This is a genomic window from Agrococcus sp. TF02-05, assembly GCF_017565345.1.
Classification (GTDB): Bacteria; Actinomycetota; Actinomycetes; order Actinomycetales; family Microbacteriaceae; genus Agrococcus; species Agrococcus pavilionensis.
This window is the reverse complement of sequence record NZ_JAGEKO010000007.1, coordinates 288,395-307,216: the sequence shown is the minus strand read 5'-3', so window position 1 is coordinate 307,216 and position 18,822 is coordinate 288,395. Positions and strand designations below refer to the sequence as shown.

The 18,822-nt window shown below is 73.3% G+C and carries 19 protein-coding genes; 12 read left to right on the top strand and 7 right to left on the bottom strand.

All coding sequences use genetic code 11. The annotated features are described in order from the left end of the window. Window positions 1-94: 94 nt before the first annotated feature. Window positions 95-1,144 carry an autoinducer 2 ABC transporter substrate-binding protein gene (locus JQT67_RS08930; RefSeq protein ID WP_208064344.1) on the bottom strand — a complete coding sequence of 350 codons (1,050 nt, stop codon included), beginning with the start codon at window positions 1,142-1,144 and terminating at the stop codon, window positions 95-97. After that, window positions 1,141-1,983 carry a DeoR/GlpR family DNA-binding transcription regulator gene (locus tag JQT67_RS08925; protein ID WP_208064343.1) on the bottom strand — a complete coding sequence of 281 codons (843 nt, stop codon included), beginning with the start codon at window positions 1,981-1,983 and terminating at the stop codon, window positions 1,141-1,143. The genes JQT67_RS08930 and JQT67_RS08925 overlap by 4 nt, the downstream gene beginning before the upstream one ends. A gap of 175 nt (window positions 1,984-2,158) precedes the next feature. On the opposite strand from JQT67_RS08925, the gene JQT67_RS08920 reads away from it, so the two are divergent. From JQT67_RS08920 to JQT67_RS08895, 6 genes are read left to right on the top strand one after another with little or no spacing between them, the layout of a single operon-like run. Continuing rightward, entirely contained in the window at window positions 2,159-2,545 is a 387-nt protein-coding gene (locus JQT67_RS08920; RefSeq protein WP_243755816.1) for an L-rhamnose mutarotase, read from the top strand. Window position 2,546: 1 nt separating this feature from the next. Beyond that, window positions 2,547-3,707 carry an L-rhamnose isomerase gene (gene rhaI, locus JQT67_RS08915; protein WP_208064342.1) on the top strand — a complete coding sequence of 387 codons (1,161 nt, stop codon included), beginning with the start codon at window positions 2,547-2,549 and terminating at the stop codon, window positions 3,705-3,707. 33 nt (window positions 3,708-3,740) lie between these two features. Beyond that, entirely contained in the window at window positions 3,741-5,774 is a 2,034-nt protein-coding gene (locus JQT67_RS08910) for a bifunctional aldolase/short-chain dehydrogenase (RefSeq protein WP_208064341.1), read from the top strand. Further along, a complete protein-coding gene (locus tag JQT67_RS08905; protein ID WP_208064340.1) occupies window positions 5,771-7,192 on the top strand; it encodes a rhamnulokinase family protein in 1,422 nt (473 codons plus the stop codon). Before JQT67_RS08910 ends, JQT67_RS08905 begins: the two co-directional genes overlap by 4 nt. A gap of 23 nt (window positions 7,193-7,215) precedes the next feature. Further along, window positions 7,216-9,216, top strand: a complete 2,001-nt coding sequence (locus JQT67_RS08900; RefSeq protein WP_208064339.1) for a prolyl oligopeptidase family serine peptidase — start codon at window positions 7,216-7,218, stop codon at window positions 9,214-9,216. Between the two features lie 37 nt (window positions 9,217-9,253). Next, entirely contained in the window at window positions 9,254-9,955 is a 702-nt protein-coding gene (locus tag JQT67_RS08895; RefSeq protein WP_208064338.1) for a FadR/GntR family transcriptional regulator, read from the top strand. A gap of 3 nt (window positions 9,956-9,958) precedes the next feature. Here the strand turns inward: JQT67_RS08895 and JQT67_RS08890 are convergent, their stop codons facing one another. Genes JQT67_RS08890 through JQT67_RS08875 form a run of 4 tightly spaced genes read right to left on the bottom strand, consistent with a single transcriptional unit; the run spans window position 9,959 to window position 13,496 of the window. Then, the gene (locus JQT67_RS08890; protein WP_208064337.1) at window positions 9,959-10,378 is read right to left on the bottom strand and encodes an RbsD/FucU domain-containing protein; all 420 of its coding nucleotides are present in this window, start codon (window positions 10,376-10,378) and stop codon (window positions 9,959-9,961) included. 1 nt (window position 10,379) lies between these two features. Further along, window positions 10,380-11,207, bottom strand: coding sequence for an amidohydrolase family protein (locus JQT67_RS08885; RefSeq protein ID WP_307864279.1), 828 nt, complete (start codon window positions 11,205-11,207; stop codon window positions 10,380-10,382). Then, window positions 11,204-12,184: an aldo/keto reductase gene (locus JQT67_RS08880; RefSeq protein WP_208064335.1), complete on the bottom strand. Its 981-nt coding sequence runs from the start codon at window positions 12,182-12,184 to the stop codon at window positions 11,204-11,206. Before JQT67_RS08880 ends, JQT67_RS08885 begins: the two co-directional genes overlap by 4 nt. Window positions 12,185-12,188: 4 nt before the next feature. Next, window positions 12,189-13,496 carry an L-fuconate dehydratase gene (locus JQT67_RS08875; protein WP_208064334.1) on the bottom strand — a complete coding sequence of 436 codons (1,308 nt, stop codon included), beginning with the start codon at window positions 13,494-13,496 and terminating at the stop codon, window positions 12,189-12,191. 146 nt (window positions 13,497-13,642) lie between these two features. Here JQT67_RS08875 and JQT67_RS08870 point away from each other — a divergent pair, with 146 nt between their 5' ends. Both JQT67_RS08870 and JQT67_RS08865 read left to right on the top strand, forming a co-directional pair. Then, window positions 13,643-14,488: a fumarylacetoacetate hydrolase family protein gene (locus tag JQT67_RS08870; RefSeq protein WP_208064333.1), complete on the top strand. Its 846-nt coding sequence runs from the start codon at window positions 13,643-13,645 to the stop codon at window positions 14,486-14,488. Next, window positions 14,485-15,225 carry an SDR family NAD(P)-dependent oxidoreductase gene (locus JQT67_RS08865; protein WP_208064332.1) on the top strand — a complete coding sequence of 247 codons (741 nt, stop codon included), beginning with the start codon at window positions 14,485-14,487 and terminating at the stop codon, window positions 15,223-15,225. The genes JQT67_RS08870 and JQT67_RS08865 overlap by 4 nt, the downstream gene beginning before the upstream one ends. A 7-nt stretch (window positions 15,226-15,232) precedes the next feature. On the opposite strand, the gene JQT67_RS08860 is transcribed toward JQT67_RS08865, so the two are convergent. Then, entirely contained in the window at window positions 15,233-15,886 is a 654-nt protein-coding gene (locus tag JQT67_RS08860) for a transaldolase family protein (protein WP_208064331.1), read from the bottom strand. Between the two features lie 150 nt (window positions 15,887-16,036). On the opposite strand from JQT67_RS08860, the gene JQT67_RS08855 reads away from it, so the two are divergent. The 4 genes from JQT67_RS08855 to JQT67_RS08840 all read left to right on the top strand — a co-directional run bounded on the left by JQT67_RS08855 (window position 16,037) and on the right by JQT67_RS08840 (window position 18,821). After that, on the top strand, window positions 16,037-16,960 hold the full coding sequence (locus JQT67_RS08855) for a ribokinase (protein ID WP_307864278.1): 924 nt from the start codon (window positions 16,037-16,039) through the stop codon (window positions 16,958-16,960). Continuing rightward, entirely contained in the window at window positions 16,960-17,364 is a 405-nt protein-coding gene (gene rbsD, locus JQT67_RS08850; protein ID WP_208064329.1) for a D-ribose pyranase, read from the top strand. The genes JQT67_RS08855 and rbsD overlap by 1 nt, the downstream gene beginning before the upstream one ends. Window positions 17,365-17,402: 38 nt before the next feature. Next, a complete protein-coding gene (locus tag JQT67_RS08845; protein WP_208064328.1) occupies window positions 17,403-18,173 on the top strand; it encodes a GntR family transcriptional regulator in 771 nt (256 codons plus the stop codon). Between the two features lie 72 nt (window positions 18,174-18,245). Continuing rightward, on the top strand, window positions 18,246-18,821 hold the full coding sequence (locus JQT67_RS08840) for a glucose-6-phosphate isomerase family protein (RefSeq protein ID WP_208064327.1): 576 nt from the start codon (window positions 18,246-18,248) through the stop codon (window positions 18,819-18,821). Window position 18,822 lies beyond the last annotated feature (1 nt).

Here is an 18,822-nt window from a genome sequence, read left to right as displayed (position 1 = left end):
GGAGGCCGGCGGGCTGCCTGCGGGCCGGCCCGGAGGCCGGAGGGGGTGCCGGGGCGCGGCGCGCGCCGCGCCCCGGCGTCAGTCGATCGGGCGATCAGTAGTCGTAGTCGCCCGCGTTCTCGGCGGTGAAGACGGTCGGCGGGCCGAGCAGGAGCACGCCCGTGCTCTCGTCGTACTCGACCTCCGAGAGCGCCTCGTTCGACAGGCTCGACGTGTCGCCGAGGTCGCCGTCGCTCGCGAGCTGCACGCCTGCCCAGCCGGTCAGGTAGCCGAGGCCCTCGACGTCCCACAGGATCGACGCGCTCGAGGCGCCCGACTCGAGGTACGGGAGCATCGACTGCGGCGTGCCGAGGCCGACGGTGAAGACCTCGCCGATGCGGTCGGCGTCCTGCACGGCCTGCGCGACGCCCGGGGCGCTCGAGGTGCACTCGCCCACGAGGCCCGTCAGGTCGGGGTGGCTGTTCATGAGGTCGGTCGCCATCTGCGTCGCCATGGCCTGGTCCTCGCCGGCGTAGACGATGTCGACGATCTCGGCGTCGGGGTACTCCGAAGCCGTGTACGCCTCCTGCACCTCGATCCACGCGTTGAGGTTCGCCGCGGTCTCGCCGCACGAGACGATCGCGTACTTGCCCGAGCCGCCCATCGCCTCGAGGAGCGAGTCGGTGAGCTGCTGGCCGATGCCCTCGACCGACGCCTGGCTCACGAAGACCTCGCGCACCGAGTCGGGCGCGTCGGTGTCGGTCGTCGCGACGTGGATGCCCGCGGCCTGCGCCTCCTGGAGCAGCGGCGCCATCGAGTTCGGGTCGTTCGGGGCGACGAACAGCACGTCGACGCCCTGCTGGATGAACGAGCGCACGATGTCGGCCTGCGCGGCGGCGTCGGCGGTCGTCGGGCCCTGGTAGAGCCACTCGAAGCCGAGCTCCTCGGCCGCCTGCTGGCCGCCCGTGTTCATCGCCTCGAAGTAGGGGATGCCCTGCAGCTTGGGCACGAACGCGATGGTCAGGTCCTCGGCGCTCGCGCCGTCGGTCGCGCCGGGCGCGGCCGACGATCCGGTGTCGGTGTTGCGCGACGTGCAGCCGGCCAGCACGACGGCAGCGGCCGCCGAGAGCGCCAGTGCACCCGCGATCTTGCGTGAGATCTTCATCGATGCTCCTTCAGGGTGGGGCGACGGGAGGCGGTCTCCGCCCGTGCCGAGACCGGCGCCGTGCCGGTCGTCTGCGCGTCGAGGAGCGGCACTCGGGCCACGGGCACGCCGACGGCGCGCCACTCCTCGACGAAGTCGTCGGATGCGTCGGCATCCGTGATGAGGCTCGTCACCTGGTCGGCGCGCGCGAACGGGTGCAGCGCGAAGCCGCCGACCTTGCTCGAGTCGAACAGCCCGTGCACTTCGTCGGTCGAGGCGACGAGCGCTTGCTTCGAGACGGCCTCGTCGGTCGCGAGCTCGAGCAGGCCCCGCTCGGGCGAGAGCCCGACGACCCCGACGAACGCCTTGTGCACGCGGCCGCGGCCGACGAGCGCGTCGGTGATGGGGCCGACGAGGCCCGAGCTCTCGCGGCGCAGGGTGCCGCCGGGCATGATGACGCGCGCGTCGGAGCGCTCCATGAGCACGGTCGCGGTCGGCAGCGACTGCGTGATGACCACGAGGCCCTGCCGGTGCAGCAGCTCGAGCGCGAGGTAGTGCGCGGTGCTCGAGGTGTCGAGCGCGATGACGTCGCCGTCGGCGACGAGCTTCGCCGCCTCGATCGCGATCGCGCGCTTCGCCGCCGACTCGCGCTGCAGGCGGTCGCGGAAGGCGCCCTCGTCGCCGCGCTCCGGCAGCACGGCGCCGCCGCGCGTGCGCCGCAGCAGCTGCCGACGCTCGAGGGCGTCGAGGTCCTTGCGGATCGTCACCTCGGAGACGTCGAGGTCGCGGGCGAGCTCGGCGACCTGCACGGAGCCCTGGGCTCCGAGGGTGTCGAGGATGCGCGCCTCACGACTGATCACGGCGTCTCCCTTGTCGGTGATGGTGGCGACAGTACGCATCCGAAAGTCACTTCGCAAGTCACCGATACCGAATCGCAACCTTTGCGCTTGCGTTCGAAACTCGGACGGGGCATGCTGGCGGGGCGCGACCGTCCTCGGCGATCGGTCGCGACCGTCGAGGAGGACAGGAGCGACCATGGCGAGCACGGCGACGCAGCCCCTGCCCGTGTGCTTCCGCCTGCGCGTGCGGCCCGAGCTCGTCGACGCGTACCGCGAGCGCCACGCCGCGGTCTGGCCCGAGATGCTCGAGGCGCTCCGCGCGACCGGCTGGCTCGACTACCGCATCTTCGTCGCCGACGACGGCACGTGCATCGGCACCTTCCGCACCCGCGACCTCGACGCATCCCTCGCCGGGATGGCCGCGCGCGAGGTGAACGCGCGCTGGCAGGCCGAGATGCAGCCCTTCTTCGAGGGGCTCGAGCGGCCCGCCGACGAGTCCTTCGAGCTCATCCCGCTCGCCTTCGACCTTGACGCGCAGCTCGAGGCGAGCCGATCCGAATCCCGCCCCGAACCGAGGAGCTGACATGGCCGTCACCCCCACCACCGAGCAGCTCGACCTGCTGCGCATCGAAGTGCCCAGCTGGGCCTACGGCAACTCGGGCACGCGCTTCCGCGTCTTCTCGACGCCCGGCACGCCGCGCGACCCGTTCGAGAAGCTCGCCGATGCCGCCGAGGTGCACAAGCACACGGGGCTCGCGCCGACCGTCGCGCTGCACTACCCGTGGGACAAGGTGGACGACTGGCAGGCGCTGCGCGCCCGCGCGGAGGAGCTCGGCGTCGCGCTCGGCACGGTCAACTCCAACACCTTCCAGGACGACGACTTCAAGTTCGGCTCGCTCACGCACCCGGATGCGCGCGTGCGCCGGAAGGCGATCGACCACCACTTCGAGTGCATCGACGTCATGCACGAGACGGGCTCGCGCGACCTCAAGGTGTGGCTCGCCGACGGCACGAACTACCCCGGCCAGGACTCGATCCGCGAGCGCCAGGACCGGCTCGCCGAGTCGCTCGCCGAGATCTACGCGCGGCTCGCCGACGACCAGCGCATGGTGCTCGAGTACAAGTTCTTCGAGCCGGCGTTCTACCACACCGACATCCCCGACTGGGGGACGAGCTACGTGCACTGCCTCGCGCTCGGCGAGCGCGCGAAGGTCGTGCTCGACACCGGCCACCACGCGCCGGGCACGAACATCGAGTTCATCGTCGCGCAGCTCCTGCGGCTCGGGAAGCTCGGCGCCTTCGACTTCAACTCGCGCTTCTACGGCGACGACGACCTCATCGTCGGCGCCGCCGACCCCTTCCAGCTCTTCCGCATCATCGTCGAGCTCATCGCGGGCGGTGGCTACGGCGACCCCGACGTGCAGCTCGTGCTCGACCAGTGCCACAACATCGAAGAGAAGGTGCCCGGCCAGATCCGCAGCGTCCTCAACGTGCAGGAGGCCGTCGCGAAGGCGCTCTCGCTCGACACGGAGGCGCTCGCCGTCGCGCGCCGCGAGTGCGACGTGCTGCTCGCGAACGACATCCTCATGGACGCGTTCGCGACCGACGTGCGCCCGCTGCTCGCCGACTACCGCGAGGCGAAGGGCCTCCCGGCGGATCCGATGCGCGCCTTCCTCGCCTCCGGCTACCTCGAGCGCATCGCCGCCGAGCGCGTCGGCGGCACCCAGGCCGGCTGGGGCGCCTGAGCGCCCTCCCCTCGAAAGACCCACGGAGACGACATGAACCAGGCAGTCAGCGACCTGCTCGCGCGCAGCAACCGGCTCGGCAGCGATCCGCGCAACACGAACTACGCCGGCGGCAACACGTCCGCGAAGGGCACCGACGTCGACCCCGCGACGGGCGAGCCCGTCGAGCTGCTGTGGGTCAAGGGCTCGGGCGGCGACCTCGGCACGCTCACCGAGGCGGGGCTCGCGGTGCTGCGGCTCGACCGCGTGCGCGGCCTCGTCGACGTCTACCCCGGCGTCGAGCGCGAGGACGAGATGGTCGCCGCGTTCGACTACTGCCTCCACGGCCGCGGCGGCGCCGCGCCGTCGATCGACACGTCGATGCACGCGCTCGTCGACCTGCCGCACGTCGACCACCTGCACCCGGACTCGGGCATCGCGATCGCGACGGCCGTCGACGGCGAGGAGCTCACGCGCCGCATCTTCGGCGACAAGGTCGTGTGGGTGCCGTGGCGCCGCCCCGGCTTCCAGCTCGGGCTCGACATCCGCGACATCCAGCGCGCGAATCCGGATGCGGTCGGCTGCATCCTCGGCGGGCACGGCATCACGGCGTGGGGGCGCTCGAGCGAGGAGTCGGAGCAGAACTCGCTCTGGATCATCCGCACCGCAGCCGAGTACATCGAGGAGCACGGCCGGCCAGACCCGTTCGGCGCCGAGCTCGAGGGCTACGGCGCCCTGCCGGAGGCCGAGCGGCGAGCGCGCGCGGCGGCGCTCGCCCCGCACATCCGCGCGATCGCCTCGGCCGACCGGCCGATGGTCGGCCACTTCAGCGACGCGGATGTCGTCACCGACTTCCTCGCCCGCGCGGAGCACCCGCGGCTCGCGGCGCTCGGCACCTCGTGCCCCGACCACTTCCTGCGCACGAAGGTCAAGCCGCTCGTGCTCGACCTTCCCGCCGACGCGCCGCTCGAGCGCGCGATCGAGCGGCTCGGCGAGCTGCACGAGGCGTACCGCGCCGACTACGCCGCGTACTACGAGGCGCACGCGACGCCCGAGTCGCCCGCGATGCGCGGCGCCGACCCGGCGATCGTGCTCGTGCCGGGCGTCGGCATGTTCTCGTTCGGCAAGGACAAGCAGACCGCGCGCGTCGCGGGCGAGTTCTACACGAACGCCATCAACGTCATGCGCGGCGCCGAGGCGCTCTCGCGCTACCAGCCCATCTCGGACGCCGAGAAGTTCCGCATCGAGTACTGGTCGCTCGAGGAGGCGAAGCTGCAGCGCATGCCGAAGCCGCGCTCGCACGCCGGCCGCATCGCGCTCGTCACCGGCGCCGCGAGCGGCATCGGCAAGGCGATCGCGACGCGCCTCGCGGCCGAGGGCGCGTGCGTCGTGATCGCCGACCTCGACCTCGAGAAGGCGCAGTCCGCCGCGGCCGAGCTCGGCTCGACCGACGTCGCGATCGGCGTGCAGTGCGACGTCACGCGGGCCGACGAGGTGCAGGCGGCGGTCGACGCGGCGCTGCTCGCGTTCGGCGGGCTCGACCTCGTCGTCAACAACGCGGGGCTCTCGCTCTCGAAGTCGCTGCTCGAGACGACCGAGGCCGATTGGGACCTGCAGCACGACGTGATGGCGAAGGGCTCGTTCCTCGTCTCGCGCGCCGCGGCGAAGGCGCTCATCGACCAGGGCCTCGGCGGCGACATCGTCTACATCTCCTCCAAGAACGCCGTCTTCGCCGGCCCGAACAACATCGCCTACTCGGCGACGAAGGCCGACCAGGCGCACCAGGTGCGGCTGCTCGCGGCCGAGCTCGGCCAGCACGGCGTGCGCGTCAACGGCATCAACCCCGACGGCGTCGTGCGCGGCTCGGGCATCTTCGCCTCCGGCTGGGGCGCCTCGCGCGCGAAGGTCTACGGGGTGAAGGAGGAGGAGCTCGGCAAGTACTACGCCGGCCGCACGCTGCTCGGCCGCGAGGTGCTCCCCGAGCACGTCGCGAACGCCGTCGCGGTGCTCACGGGCGACGAGCTGACCCACACGACCGGCCTGCACGTGCCGGTCGACTCGGGCGTGGCGGCGGCGTTCCTGCGATGACGGCGACGGTCGCGGCGGTCGACCTCGGCGCGACGAGCGGTCGGGTCGTGCGGGCGGAGGTCGGCCCCGCGACGCTGCGGCTCGAGGAGGTCGCGCGCTTCGAGAACCGGCCGGTGCGCATCGCCGATGGGCTGCACTGGAGCGTGCCCTCGCTCTACGACGAGGCGATGCGCGGCGTCGCGACGGCGTCGAGGATGCCCGGGGATGCGTCGCTCGCGTCGGTCGCGGTCGACTCGTGGGCGGTCGACTACGCCCTCCTGCGGCGCGGCAGCCTGCTCGGCATCCCGTTCTCGTACCGCGACGACCGCACGGCGCGCGGGCTCGAGCTCGTCGACCGCGTCATCGCGCAGCCGCAGCTCTACGAGCGCTGCGGGCTGCAGCGCATGCCGTTCACGACGATCAACCAGCTCATGGTCGACCGCGAGCGCGGCCTCCTCGAGGTCGCCGACCGGCTGCTCATGCTCCCCGACCTCTTCGGCTACTGGATGACGGGCCGCATGGTCGCCGAGCGCACGAACGTCTCGACCACCGGGCTCATGCGGCTCGACGAGGAGTGGGACACCGAGCTCATGGCGATGCTCGGCATCCCGGCCTCGCTCCTCGCGGAGGTCGTCGACCCCGGCACGCGCATCGGCCCGATCGACGCCGCGACGCGCTCGCACTACGGGATCGAGGGCGCGCCCGACGTCTTCGCCGTCGGTTCGCACGACACCGCATCCGCCGTCGTCGCCGTGCCGATGGAGCCGGGCGGCGCCTACGTCTCGAGCGGCACGTGGTCGCTCGTCGGCATCGAGACCGAGGCGCCGATCGCGACGCCCGCGGCGCTCGACGCGTCGTTCACGAACGAGGGCGGCGTCGACGGCCGCACGCGGTTCCTCAAGAACGTCATGGGGCTGTGGATCCTGAGCGAGTCGATGCGCACGTGGCAGGCGGCGGGCGAGCGGCTCGGGCTGCCCGAGCTGCTCGCGGCCGCCGCCGCCGTCGACTGGGCGGTGCCGGTCTTCGACCCGACCGACGACGCCTTCTACCCGCCCGGGGACATGCCCTCGCGCATCCGCTCGTGGTTCGAGGAGCGCGGGCAGCGCCCGCCGCAGGGCAGGGCGGAGGTCGTGCGCTGCATCCTCGAGTCGCTCGCCGAGGGCTACGCGCGGGCGCTCCGCGACGCGGCCGCGATCAGCGGACAGTCGATCGAGCGCGTGCACGTCGTCGGCGGCGGGGCGCGGAACGCGCTGCTGTGCCAGCTGACGGCCGACCGCACGGGGCTCCCGGTCGTCGCCGGCCCCGTCGAGGCCTCCGCGATCGGCAACGTGCTCGTGCAGGCGCGCGCGCTCGGCGCCGCGCCCGCGTCGCTCGAGGAGCTGCGGGCGCTCGTGCGCGCGACGCACGAGCTCGTCGAGTACCGCCCGCGGGTGCGCTGAGCCGCGGCCGGTAGCGTCGAGGGATGGACTCCGCGCGCTTCGACGACTTCACCGACATCGATGGGCTGCTGCGGCTCCCGCGCCTCGCGGGGCTCGCGGCCTCGGCGGGCGGCGAGCGGCTCGTCGCCGCGATCCAGCAGGCCGACGAGCACGGCTCGCGGATGGTCTCGTCGCTGTGGGAGCTCGACCCGGCGGGCGAGCGCGAGGCGCGCCGGCTCACGTGGTCGGAGAAGGGCGAGAGCGCGCCGCGCTTCGCGCCCGACGGCTCGCTCCTGTTCTCCTCGGCGCGGCCCGATCCGACGGGCGGCGCCGACGAGGACGTGCCGGCGATCTGGCGGCTGCCCGAACGCGGCGAGGCGAGCGTCGTCGCGTCGGCTCCCGGCGGGCTGAGCCTCGTCGCGGTCGCCGACGACGGCTCGCTGCTCGCGATGACCGAGGTGCTCGCGGGCGGCTCGCTCGACGACGACGGCGAGCGGCGCAAGGCGCGCAAGGACGCGAAGCGCACCGGCATCTGGCACACCGGCATGCCCATCCGCTACTGGGACCACGAGGTGGGCGACGTGAGCCCCCGGCTCGTGCTCGTCTCGCCGAGCGGCGAGCTGCGCGACCTCGCGCCCGACGCCGACACGGTCGCGCTCGTGAACGCATCCGCCGACCTCGTGCCCGACGGCTCGGCCGTCGTCACCACCTGGACCGAGCGCGTCACGGGCGGCGAGACCCGCTCGTCGATCGCGGCCATCGACACCGCCTCGCTCGAGCGGCGCGTGCTGCTGCCCGCGACGGCCGGCGAGCAGTGGAGCAGCCCGGCCGTCTCGCCTGACGGCGCGCGGGTCGCGGTCACGCGGCTGACGACCTCGACGCCGACCGACACGACCTACGACTTCCTCGAGCTGCACCCGCTGGGCGGCGGCGAGCCGGTCGCGGTCGAGGTCGGCGACGTCACGATCACCGACTACGCGTGGGCGGATGCGTCGACACTGATCGTCGCGGGCGACCTGCACTCGCGCGGTGCCGTGCTCGTCGTCGACGCGGCGACCGGCGCCGTGCGGATGCTCGTCGACGACGCGCCCCACGGGGCGATCGCGCCCGTCGCGGACGCGGTGTTCGCCCTCCGCACCGACATGGCGACCCCGGCCGCGCCCGTGCGCATCGCGCTCGAGGACGGCCGGTCGACGCCGATCCCGGCGCCCGGCGGCATCGGCGAACTGCCCGGCTCGCTCGAGTGGGTCGAGGCCGACGTCGACGGCGTCACGGTGGGCGGCTGGCTCTGCACGCCGCGCACCGCGAGCGCCGCCGAGCCCGCGCCCGTCATGCTCTGGATCCACGGCGGCCCGCACGGCTCCTACAACGCGTGGAGCTGGCGCTGGAACCCGTGGCTCGCGGTCGCGCGCGGCTACGCCGTGCTGCTGCCCGACCCAGCGATGTCGACCGGCTACGGCCACGCGGGGCTCAACCGCGGCTGGCCGCGGCTCGCCGACGTCGTGTGGCGCGAGTGCGAGACGCTGCTCGACGCCGTGCTCGAGCGGCCCGAGCTCGACGGTGAGCGCACCGCGGTGCTCGGCGGCTCGTTCGGCGGCTACATGACGAACTGGATCGCCGGGCACACCGAGCGGTTCAAGGCGATCGTCACGCACGCCGGACTCTGGGCGCTCGACCAGCAGCACGCGACGACGGATGCGGCGGCGCAGAAGGTGCGCGTGCACGGCCACGCCGACGAGCTGCCCGACTGGTACCGCGCCTACTCGCCGCACCACCACGCATCCGCCATCACGACCCCGATGCTCGTCACGCACGGCAACCGCGACTACCGCGTGCCGGTGAGCGAGGCGCTGCGGCTCTGGTGGGACCTCGTGTCGGGCTGGCCGGGCTCCCCCGAGTCGATGCCGCACCGCTTCCTGCAGTTCACCGACGAGAACCACTGGGTGCTGCGGCCCTCGAACGCGCGCACGTGGAACGAGGCGGTGCTCGGCTTCTGCGACCAGCACGTGCTCGGCGCGGAGCCGGTGCCGGCCGCGCTGCGCTGACCGCCCATAGACGTCGGATCTTTCGTAGGCTGTCGTCGTGGCGGTGACCGACGACGCGATCAGCAAGATCAAGCAGATGATCCAGCAGGGCGAGCTGCGCCCCGGCGATCGGCTGCCTCCCGAGCAGGAGCTCTCGGAGCGCCTCGGCCTCTCGCGCTCGTCGATGCGCGAGGCGGTCAAGGCGCTCGAGGCGATGCGGATCCTCGACGTCCGCCGCGGCGACGGCACCTACGTCACGAGCCTGCAGCCGAGCCTGCTGCTCGAGGCGATGTCGTTCGTGCTCGACTTCCACGAGTCGCACGCCGTGCTCGAGGTCTTCGAGGTGCGGCGCATCGTCGAGCCGGCCTCCGCCGCGCTCGCCGCCCGGCGCGCGACGCCCGAGCACATCGCCGCGATGCGCGAGCACCTGACGCAGGTGGACCCCGAGACGCCGAGCGACGAGCTCGTCTCGCACGACGTCGAGTTCCACCGCATGATCGCGAGCGCGACCGGCAACGACTACCTCGTCAGCCTGCTCGAGACGATCTCGAGCCAGACCGCCCGAGCCCGCGTGTGGCGCGCGCTCACGCAGGAGGGCGCGGTGCCGCGCACGCTGCACGAGCACGAACGCATCCTCGACGCCCTCGCGGCGGGCGACGCGGAGCTCGCCCGGGCGGCCATGGTCGTGCACATCGCCGGCGTCGACCACTGGCTGCAGCGCGCCGCCGAGCGCGAGGCCGAAGCGCTCGCGGAGGGCTGAGCCTCAGTCGCCGAAGCCGACGACGCCCTTCCGCAAGAGCGCGTTGCCGTACTTCCGCGTCTCCGCGGTGCGCACGACGACGAACGCGCTCGCCGCGCGCCCGTAGAACGCGAAGCGGTCGATCGCGTCGATGCGCTCCCGGGGCGCGCGCGCCGCGGCGCGCAGCTCGGCCCCGACCTCCTCGCCCTCGCCCGGCTCGGGCGCCATGAGCGAGATCGACGGGCCCTCGTAGCCGTCGAACGGCACGACGGAGCGGATGGCGCGGAGGACCGCGGGCGCTGGCGCGTGGACGTCGACCACCGGCGCGCCGACCGCGTGCGCCGGATAGTGCGCATCGGCGACGAGCACGGTGTCGCCATGCCCCATGTGATCGAGCAGGCGGAGCAGGTCGCCGGTGAGCAGCGGGTCGATGCCGGTGAGCACGTCAGACCTCCAGTCGGTAGGCGCGGGCGGCGGTGCCCGCTTCGAGGTCGCGGCACTCGGCGGGCGAGAGCGCGCCGATCGCCCGCTCAAGCTGTGCGGTGAGCGGCTCGAGGCCGTCGCTGAGCAGCGGCATGGGCCAGTCGCTGCCGAGCATGAGCCGCTCGGGGCCGAAGGCTTCGAGCGCCGCGTCCCAGACCTCGTCGAAGGCGTCGTCGGGCAGCGCGCGGCCGGCGCGGTGGAGCCCCGAGACCTTGGCGAGGGCCGTCGGCACGGCCGCGAGCCCGGAGAGCGCCGCTCGCCAGCGCGGCAGCTCGTCGGGACTCGAGGGCGGCTTCCCGAGGTGGTCGAGCACGACGATGAGGCCGTCGACCTCGGCAGCCGCGCGGGTCGCGGCCGCCAGATGCGCGGGCCACGCGTCCGGCACGTCGAGGGGCAGGGCGCGCTCGGCGAGCAGCCGGAGGGTCTCGCGCACGACGGGCCGGTCGAGCAGCCCGTCGTCGGGCTGGTCGTGGATGAGGGCGCGCACGCCGACGAGCGGGCGGCCGGCGAGCGCGTCGAGCCGCTGCTCCGCGCGCGCCGGGTCGTCGAGCGGCACCCATCCGACGACGCCGGCGACCCAGTCGTGGGCCTCTGCGAGCGCGAGCAGCTGCTCGGTGTCGGCGTCAGTGTCGGCGGCCTGCACGAGCACCGCGCGGTCGAAGCCCGCGGCAGCGATCGCCGCGCGCGCCTCGGCGGGCGCGAAGCCGCGGTGGATCGGCGCGAGCTCGGCGGTGAGCCACTCGAGCGCGGCCGGGTCCTGCCACACGTGCAGGTGGGCGTCGATCCTCACGCCCGCTCCGCCCAATGCGGGAGGTGCACGAGCCCGGCATCCGCGAGCTCGCGCCAGAGCGCATCCGGCACCGCGGTCGACGCGCGCGCCGCCGTCTGCTCGACCTGCGCGGCGGAGCTCGCGCTCACGGCGCGCGCCGCGACGGCGGGCAGCTGCAGGGGGAAGGCGATCGCCGCGGTCGGCAGGTCGACGCCGTGCGCCTCGCACGCATCGGCGATGCGGTGCGCTCGCTCGACGAGCGCAGCGTCGGCGCTGCCGTAGTCGTAGCGGGCGTCGGATGCCGGCCGCGGCTTCGCGAGCAAGCCCGAGTTGAAGATCGACACCGCGATCGCCTCGACGCCGCGCCGCTCGCACGCCGGCAGCACGCGCTCGGCGGCGGAGGCGTCGAGCAGGGTGATGCGACTCGACACCATCAGCACGTCGACGACCCCGCTGTCGGCGGCAGCCTCGAGCGCGGAGAGCGACTTCGACCCGATGCCCACCGCGGTCGCGAGCCCCTCGTCGCGGAGCGCCGCGACCGAGGGCAGGCCCGTCTCGAGCGCCGCGCGCTCCCCCTCCGGGAACGCGTCGGGGTCGTGCAGGTAGACGATGTCGACGCGATCGAGGCCGAGGCGCTCGAGCGACTCGTCGAGGCTGCGGCGCACACCCGCGGCGGTGGCGTCGTAGCGGCGCTCGTGGGTGCGCGGCACCGCGAAGTCGTGCGCCATGTCGTCGCCGTCGACCTCGCCGAGCGGCTCGAGCACGCGGCCGACCTTGGTCGAGAGCACGAACTCATCGCGCGGCTTCGAGCGCAGGAACGCGCCGAGCCGCCGCTCCGACAGGCCGATGCCGTAGTGCGGAGCGGTGTCGAAGTGGCGGATGCCGGCGTCCCACACCGCCTCGAGGGTCGCGAGCGCCTGCTCGTCGCTCAGCTCGCGGTAGAGGTTGCCGACGGTGGCGGCGCCGAAGGCGAGGGGGTGCTCGGCCAGGATCGACATGCGACTAGCCTGCCGCACGCACCGCGCGGTGGGCCCCGGTCCAGGTGTAGTCCCGCACCGACGCCGGCAGCATCTCGGTGCCGGCGCCCGGAGCCGTCGGCGCGGCGTACGAGCCGTCCACGATGGCGGTCGGCGTGACGAAGTGCTCGTGCAGGTGGTCGACGAACTCGATCACCCTGCCCTCGCGCGTGCCGGAGACCGCGACGAAGTCGAACATCGACAGGTGCTGCACGGCTTCGCACAGCCCGACGCCGCCCGCGTGCGGGCACACCGGCAGGCCGAACTTCGCCGCGAGCAGCAGGATCGCGATGTTCTCGTTCACGCCCCCGACGCGCGTCGCGTCGATCTGCACGTACCGCAGCGCATCCGCCTGCATGAGCTGCTTGAAGACGATGCGGTTCTGCACGTGCTCGCCGGTCGCGACCGGGACGGGCGCGATGCCGCGCGCGATCGCCGCGTGGCCGAGCACGTCGTCGGGGCTCGTCGGCTCCTCGACCCAGTGCGGCCGGAACGGCGCGAGTGCCTGCACCCACTCGATCGCCGACTGCACGTCCCAGCGCTGGTTCGCGTCGATCGCGATCGGGTAGTCATGACCGCACACCTCGCGCGCGATGCGGAAGCGGCGGATGTCGTCCTCGAGGTCGGCTCCGACCTTGAGCTTGATCTGGGTGAAGCCGTCGGCGATCGCCTCGCGGCACAGGCGCGCGAGCTTCTCGTCCGAGTAGCCGAGCCAGCCGGGCGTCGTCGTGTAAGCGGGGTACCCCGTCGCGAGCAGCTCGGCCTCGCGCGCGGCGCGGCCCGGCTCGGCGGCGCGCAGGATCTCGAGCGCCTCCTCTCGCGTGAGCGCGTCGCTCAGGTACCGGAAGTCGACGAGGTCCACGAGCTGCTCGGGCGACATGCGCGCGAGCAGCTGCCACAGCGGGAGGCCGGCTCGCTTGGCCTTGAGGTCCCACAGGGCGTTGAGCACGGCGCCGATCGCCATGTGCATGACGCCCTTCTCGGGCCCGAGCCAACGGAGCTGCGAGTCGCCGATGAGCCACGCGGAGGTCGCGCCCATGTCGTCGAGCAGCGGCTCGAGCTCGCGCCCGCGCACGTGCTCGGCGACCGCGTCGATCGCGGCGAGCTGCACGTCGTTGCCGCGCCCGATCGTGAAGACGAAGCCGTGCCCCTCGAGCCCATCGGCCGCGTCGGTGCGCACCACGAGGTAGGCCGCGGAGTAGTCGGGATCGGGGTTCATCGCATCCGAGCCGTCGAGGCTCTGGGAGGTCGGGAACCGGACATCGGCGACGTCGACGCTGACGATCGTGCTCATGGGTGCTCCTCTTTGCTGGACACTGGCACAGTATAGATCGGATGTTTCGACGGCAAGCCTCGCGCTTGTTTCCGCTCTGGCCGTATAGTCGGGCTCAGAGTTCGGATGTTCGGTGTCCGGCAGCGATGAGGCGAAGGAGACGACGGATGCGATTGGCTCGGCTCGGACCGGTGGGCGAGGAGATCCCCGTGGTCATCGACGGCGAGCGCGCGCTCGACCTGCGAAGCGTGACGCACGACATCGACGGGGCCTTCCTCGAGCGCGGGCTCGAGGCGGCGCGCGACGCCCTGGGCGCCCTCCCGGAGCTCGAGCGCGAGGGCCTCCGGATCGGCGCGCCGATCGCGCGGCCGGGAGCGGTCGTCTGCATCGGCATGAACTACGCCGCGCACGCCGCCGAGTCGGGCAGCGCCCCGCCCGAGCAGCCCGTCGTCTTCCTCAAGCACCCCAACACCGTCGCGGGTCCCGACGACGACGTGCCGCTGCCGGCCCACGCCGCGAAGCTCGATTGGGAGGTCGAGCTCGCGATCGTGATCGGCCGCCCGGCGTGGAACCTCGGCTCCCGCGAGGAGGCGCTCGCGTGCGTCGCGGGCGTCACGATCGCCGACGACCTCTCGGAGCGCGCGTGGCAGCTCGAGGTGTCGGGCGGGCAGTGGTCGAAGGGCAAGTGCGCACCCGGCTCGACGCCGCTCGGCCCGGTGCTCGTGACGGCCGACGAGGTCGACCTCGGTGCGCTCCGGCTGCGGAGCAGCGTGAACGGCGAGCCTCGCCAGGACTCCTCGACCGCCGACCTCATCTTCGACGTGCCGGCGATCGTGCAGGATCTCAGCCGCTACATGCGGCTCGACCCGGGTGACCTGGTGCTGACGGGCACTCCCGAGGGCGTCGCGCTCTCGGGCCGGTTCCCCTACCTCGCCGACGGCGACGTCGTGGAGATCGAGATCGACGGGATCGGCGCGCAGCGCCACCGGATCGTCGCGGAGGGAGCGGCATGAACGAGTTCGACGGACTGGTCGCGGTCGTCACGGGCGGCGGCAGCGGGATCGGGGCGGCGGTGGCCTCGGAGCTCTCGTCGCGCGGCGCGCGCGTCGCGGTGCTCGACCTGCGCCCCGGCGACGCCCACTTCGGCGTGGAGTGCGACGTGAGCGACGACGCGTCGGTGCGCGCAGCGATCGAGCGCGTCGCGAGCGAGCTCGGCGGCATCGACGTGCTCGTCAACAACGCCGGCATCGGCGCGGCGGGCGCGATCGACGACAACGACGAGGCCGAGTGGCACCGGGTGTGGGACATCAACGTCGTGGGGATCATGCGCGTGACGCGAGCCGCCCTGCCGTGGCTCCGACGCTCGAGCGCTGCGGCGGTCGTCAACACCGCCTCCATCGCCGCGACGGCCGGACTGCCCCAGCGCGCGCTCTACTCGGCTTCGAAGGGCGCCGTGCTCGCGCTCACGCGCGCCATGGCCGCCGATCACCTGCGGGAGGGCATCCGCGTCAACGCCGTCAATCCCGGCACCGCAGACACGCCCTGGGTGGGGCGGCTGCTCGACGCGGCGCCGGACCCGGCGCTCGAGCGCGCGCAGCTCGAGGCTCGGCAGCCCCACGGGCGGCTCGTCGCGCCCGAGGAGATCGCGCACGCGGTTGCCTACCTCGCGAGCCCGCGCGCGGGCTCCACGACGGGCGTGGGGCTCGCGGTCGACGGCGGCATGCAGGAGCTGCGCCTGCGCAAGGAGTAGCGGCGCGTCAGGCGCGCAGCGACGGGGAGGCCTCGAAGGCGTCCGCCGCATCGACGGTCGCCGGGTGCGCCAGCATCGCCTCGAGCACCGCCGGCGCTGCCGTGAAGGCCGGCACGCCGGCCTCGGCGAGCGCGACGACGTCCTCCGGGCTCCGCAGGCTCGCGGCGAGCACCTCGGTGCCCGAGCTGCCGCACGCCGCCTGCATGCGGGCGATGTCCGACGTCGCGTCGAAGCCGGCGTCGCGCATGCGCCCGAGGTAGGCGGCGAGGTAGCGGATGCCGCTCGAGGCGGCCGCGAGCGCCTGCGCGGGCGTGAACACGGCGGTGAGGAGCACCGGCGCGCCCTCGCGGGCGAGCCGGGCCGCGACGCCGAAGCCCGAGCGCGTCGCCGGCACCTTCACGACCGCGCGGTCGCCGAGTGCGAGGATGCCGCGAGCGCGCTCCTCGAGCGCGCTCGCATCCGGTCCCCACGCCTGGAAGAAGACCTCGCGCGCGCCCTCCTCGACCCATCGGGCGTAGAGCTCCGGGATCTCGGCGGCCGTGCGACCGGCGCGCTCGAGGATCGTCGGGTTCGTCGTCACGCCGTGGACGAGGGAATCGGCGAGGAGCGCGGAGACCGCTGCCAGGTCGGCGGAGTCGACGTACAGGCGGGGTGCGATCACGGCGCGGCTCCTCAGGGCATGCGGTCGCCCCGCGGGATCGCTGGGGACGCGGCTAATGTAATGACAGGTGCGCGCGGACGTCAACGAGGATCGCGCGGGAACGGAGGACCCGTGGCCGAACGGCTGGGACGCGTCGCGGACGAACCCGGCGTGCTGATCGTGGGATCGATCACCGCCGACGTGACGACCTTCTCGAGCAGGCTCCCGAAGCGGGGCGAGACCTTCCTCGGCGATGCCTTCACGCTCGTGCTGGGTGGCAAGGGGGCGAACCAGGCGGTCGCGGCCGGTCGGGCAGGTGCTCCGGCGCGCATGGTCGGCTGCGTCGGCGACGACCTCTTCCGCGACCTCGTCTACCACGGGCTCCGCGACGCGGGCGTCGACGTCAGCCACGTCCGCACGGTGCCGGGGCAGACGGGCGTGGCCCACATCCGGGTCGATGCGAGCGGCGAGAACGACATCGTCATGGTGCCGCTCGCGAACGCCCACCTCGACGAGGACCAGATCGATCGCGCGTTCGACGAGCTCGGCCCTCGATCGCGCGTCATGCTCACGCAGCTCGAGATCCCGTTCCGGCTCACGATGCACGCCATCCGCCGCGCGCACGAGGCCGGCATCGCGGTCGTGCTCGACCCGGCGCCCGCCCACGAGCTCGACGACGAGATCTGGCCGCTCGTCGACATCGTGACGCCCAACGAGACGGAGGCGAGCCTCCTGACCGGCATCGAGGTCGACTCGCGCGACGCCGCCGTCGCGGCGGGCCGCTGGTTCGTCGAGCGCGGCGTGCGCGCCGCCCTCATCACCATGGCCGGAGCCGGCAGCGTGCTCGTCACCGCCGACGGCATCACCAAGCACTCCGCCATCCCGGTCGAGGTCGTCGACACGACGGCGGCGGGCGACGCGTTCGCCGGCTTCCTCGCCGCAGGCCTCGCCGCGGGCCTGTCGCGCGACGCGGCGATCGAGCGAGCCGGCGCCGCCGGAGCGCTCGCCGTCACGAAGCGGGGCGCTTCCCCGAGCCTGCCGACGGCAGCCGAGGTCGACGCACTGCTCGCCTCGCGGATCCGAGAGGACGCCTGATGCGCCGCAGCGCCACCACCATCCACCCGCAGCTGGGCCGGATCATCTCCGAGACGGGCCACTACGACGAGCTCTTCATCACCGATGCCGGGCTGCCGATCCCGCCGGGGTCGGAGCGGGTCGACCTCGCGTACCGCAAGGGCGAGCCGCCCTTCCTCGACGTGCTCGACACCGTGCTCGCGGAGATCGTCGTCGAGGGCGCGGTCATGCCCGCCGAGGTCGCCGAGGCGAGCCCGCACATGCTCGCCGCGGTGCGCGAGCGGCTCGAGCCGCTCGGCATCGAGGTCGAGCTCATCCCGCACGAGGAGTACAAGCGCCGCTCGCACGGCGCGCGCGCCTTCGTGCGCAGCGGCGAGTACACGCCGTACGCCAACGTCGCGCTCATCGCCGGCGTCGACTACTGATGGGCGAGCCGGCGCGACGCGGGAGGGCAGCGTCGTCGATGCCGTCGATCCGCATCGACCGGCTCTCCGCCGACCCGATGTACGACCAGCTGCGGCGCCAGATCCTCGCGACGATCACCGACGAGCGCCTCAGCCCCGGCGACCTGCTGCCGGGAGAGCTGCGCATGTGCGAGCAGTACGGCGTCTCCCGCACGGTCGTGCGGCAAGCGCTCGGCCAGCTCGAGCACGACGGCATCATCACGAGGGTGAAGGGCAAGGGCACGTTCGTCGCGCCGCAGAAGACGGCCGAGACGCTCGCGAGCGGGCTCGCGGGACTCCACGAGGAGGTCGCCGCGCGCGGCGGCACGGTGCGCTCCGAGGTGCTGCGGCTCGAGCGCGAGCCGGCGGGCGAGCGCGTCGCGGCGGCGCTCGGGTGCGACATCGGCACCACGGTCGTCGTGCTCGAGCGGCTGCGCTTCGTCGACGACGAGCGCTGGTCGCTCTCGACGACGTGGATGCCCGAGCACATCGGTGCGCTCGCCTTCGACGCCGAGCTCGAGGAGGGCTCGCTCTACGCCCACCTGCGGGCGCACGGCGTGCACGCCGCTCGAGGCGTGCGCTCGGTCGAAGCGAGCGTGACGGATGCTCGCGAGGGCCAGCTGCTCGGCATCGGCCCCGGCAAGCCCGTCCTGCTGCTGCGCAGCACGGTGCTCGACGACGCCGACCAGCCGATCGAGCACTTCGAGGCCCTGCACCGCGGCGACCGGACCCGCTTCGAGTTCCGCCTCTCGTCCGACGACGCCCACGGACCGGCGTTCCGCACTCGCTGACTCCTGGCGTCAACCTGTAATTACAGGTAGGGTCGGAGCGCGCGACGACGCGCCCCCGACCGAGGAGATGCCGTGCCCGACTTCGCCACGCCCCCCATCGCTCCCTTCGCGATCCGATTCGACGCCGACGCCGCGACGCTGAGCCCCGAGGGTCCGACGCTCGAGCGGCGCATGAGCGACCTGGAGGGGCTCTTCGCCGACAGCGACGCCTGGCGCGCCGCCGTCGCAGACGGCGACCCGGTCGTCTACCGCGTGCAGTCGTCGCCCGTGCCGGAGGTCGAGCGCGAGCTGCCGCAATCGATCACGACGATCGAGCCCGGCTCGACCGGCGGCGAGTGCTGGATGACGAAGGGCCACCAGCACCCCGACCACCAGGGTGAGATCTACCTCGCCCTCCACGGCACCGGCGGGCTGCTCATGTTCGACGGCGAGCGCACCGAGTGGCTCGACATGACGCCGGGCACGATCGGCTACATCCCGCCGGGCTGGGCGCATCGCTCCGTCAACGTCGGCGACGAGCCGTACAGCTTCCTCGCGGTCTACCCGGGCGGCGCCGGCCACGACTACGGCTGGGTGCTCGAGCACGGCATGGGGCACCGCGTCTACCGCACCGACGGCCGCGTCGAGCGCCGCCCGTACACCGCCTGAC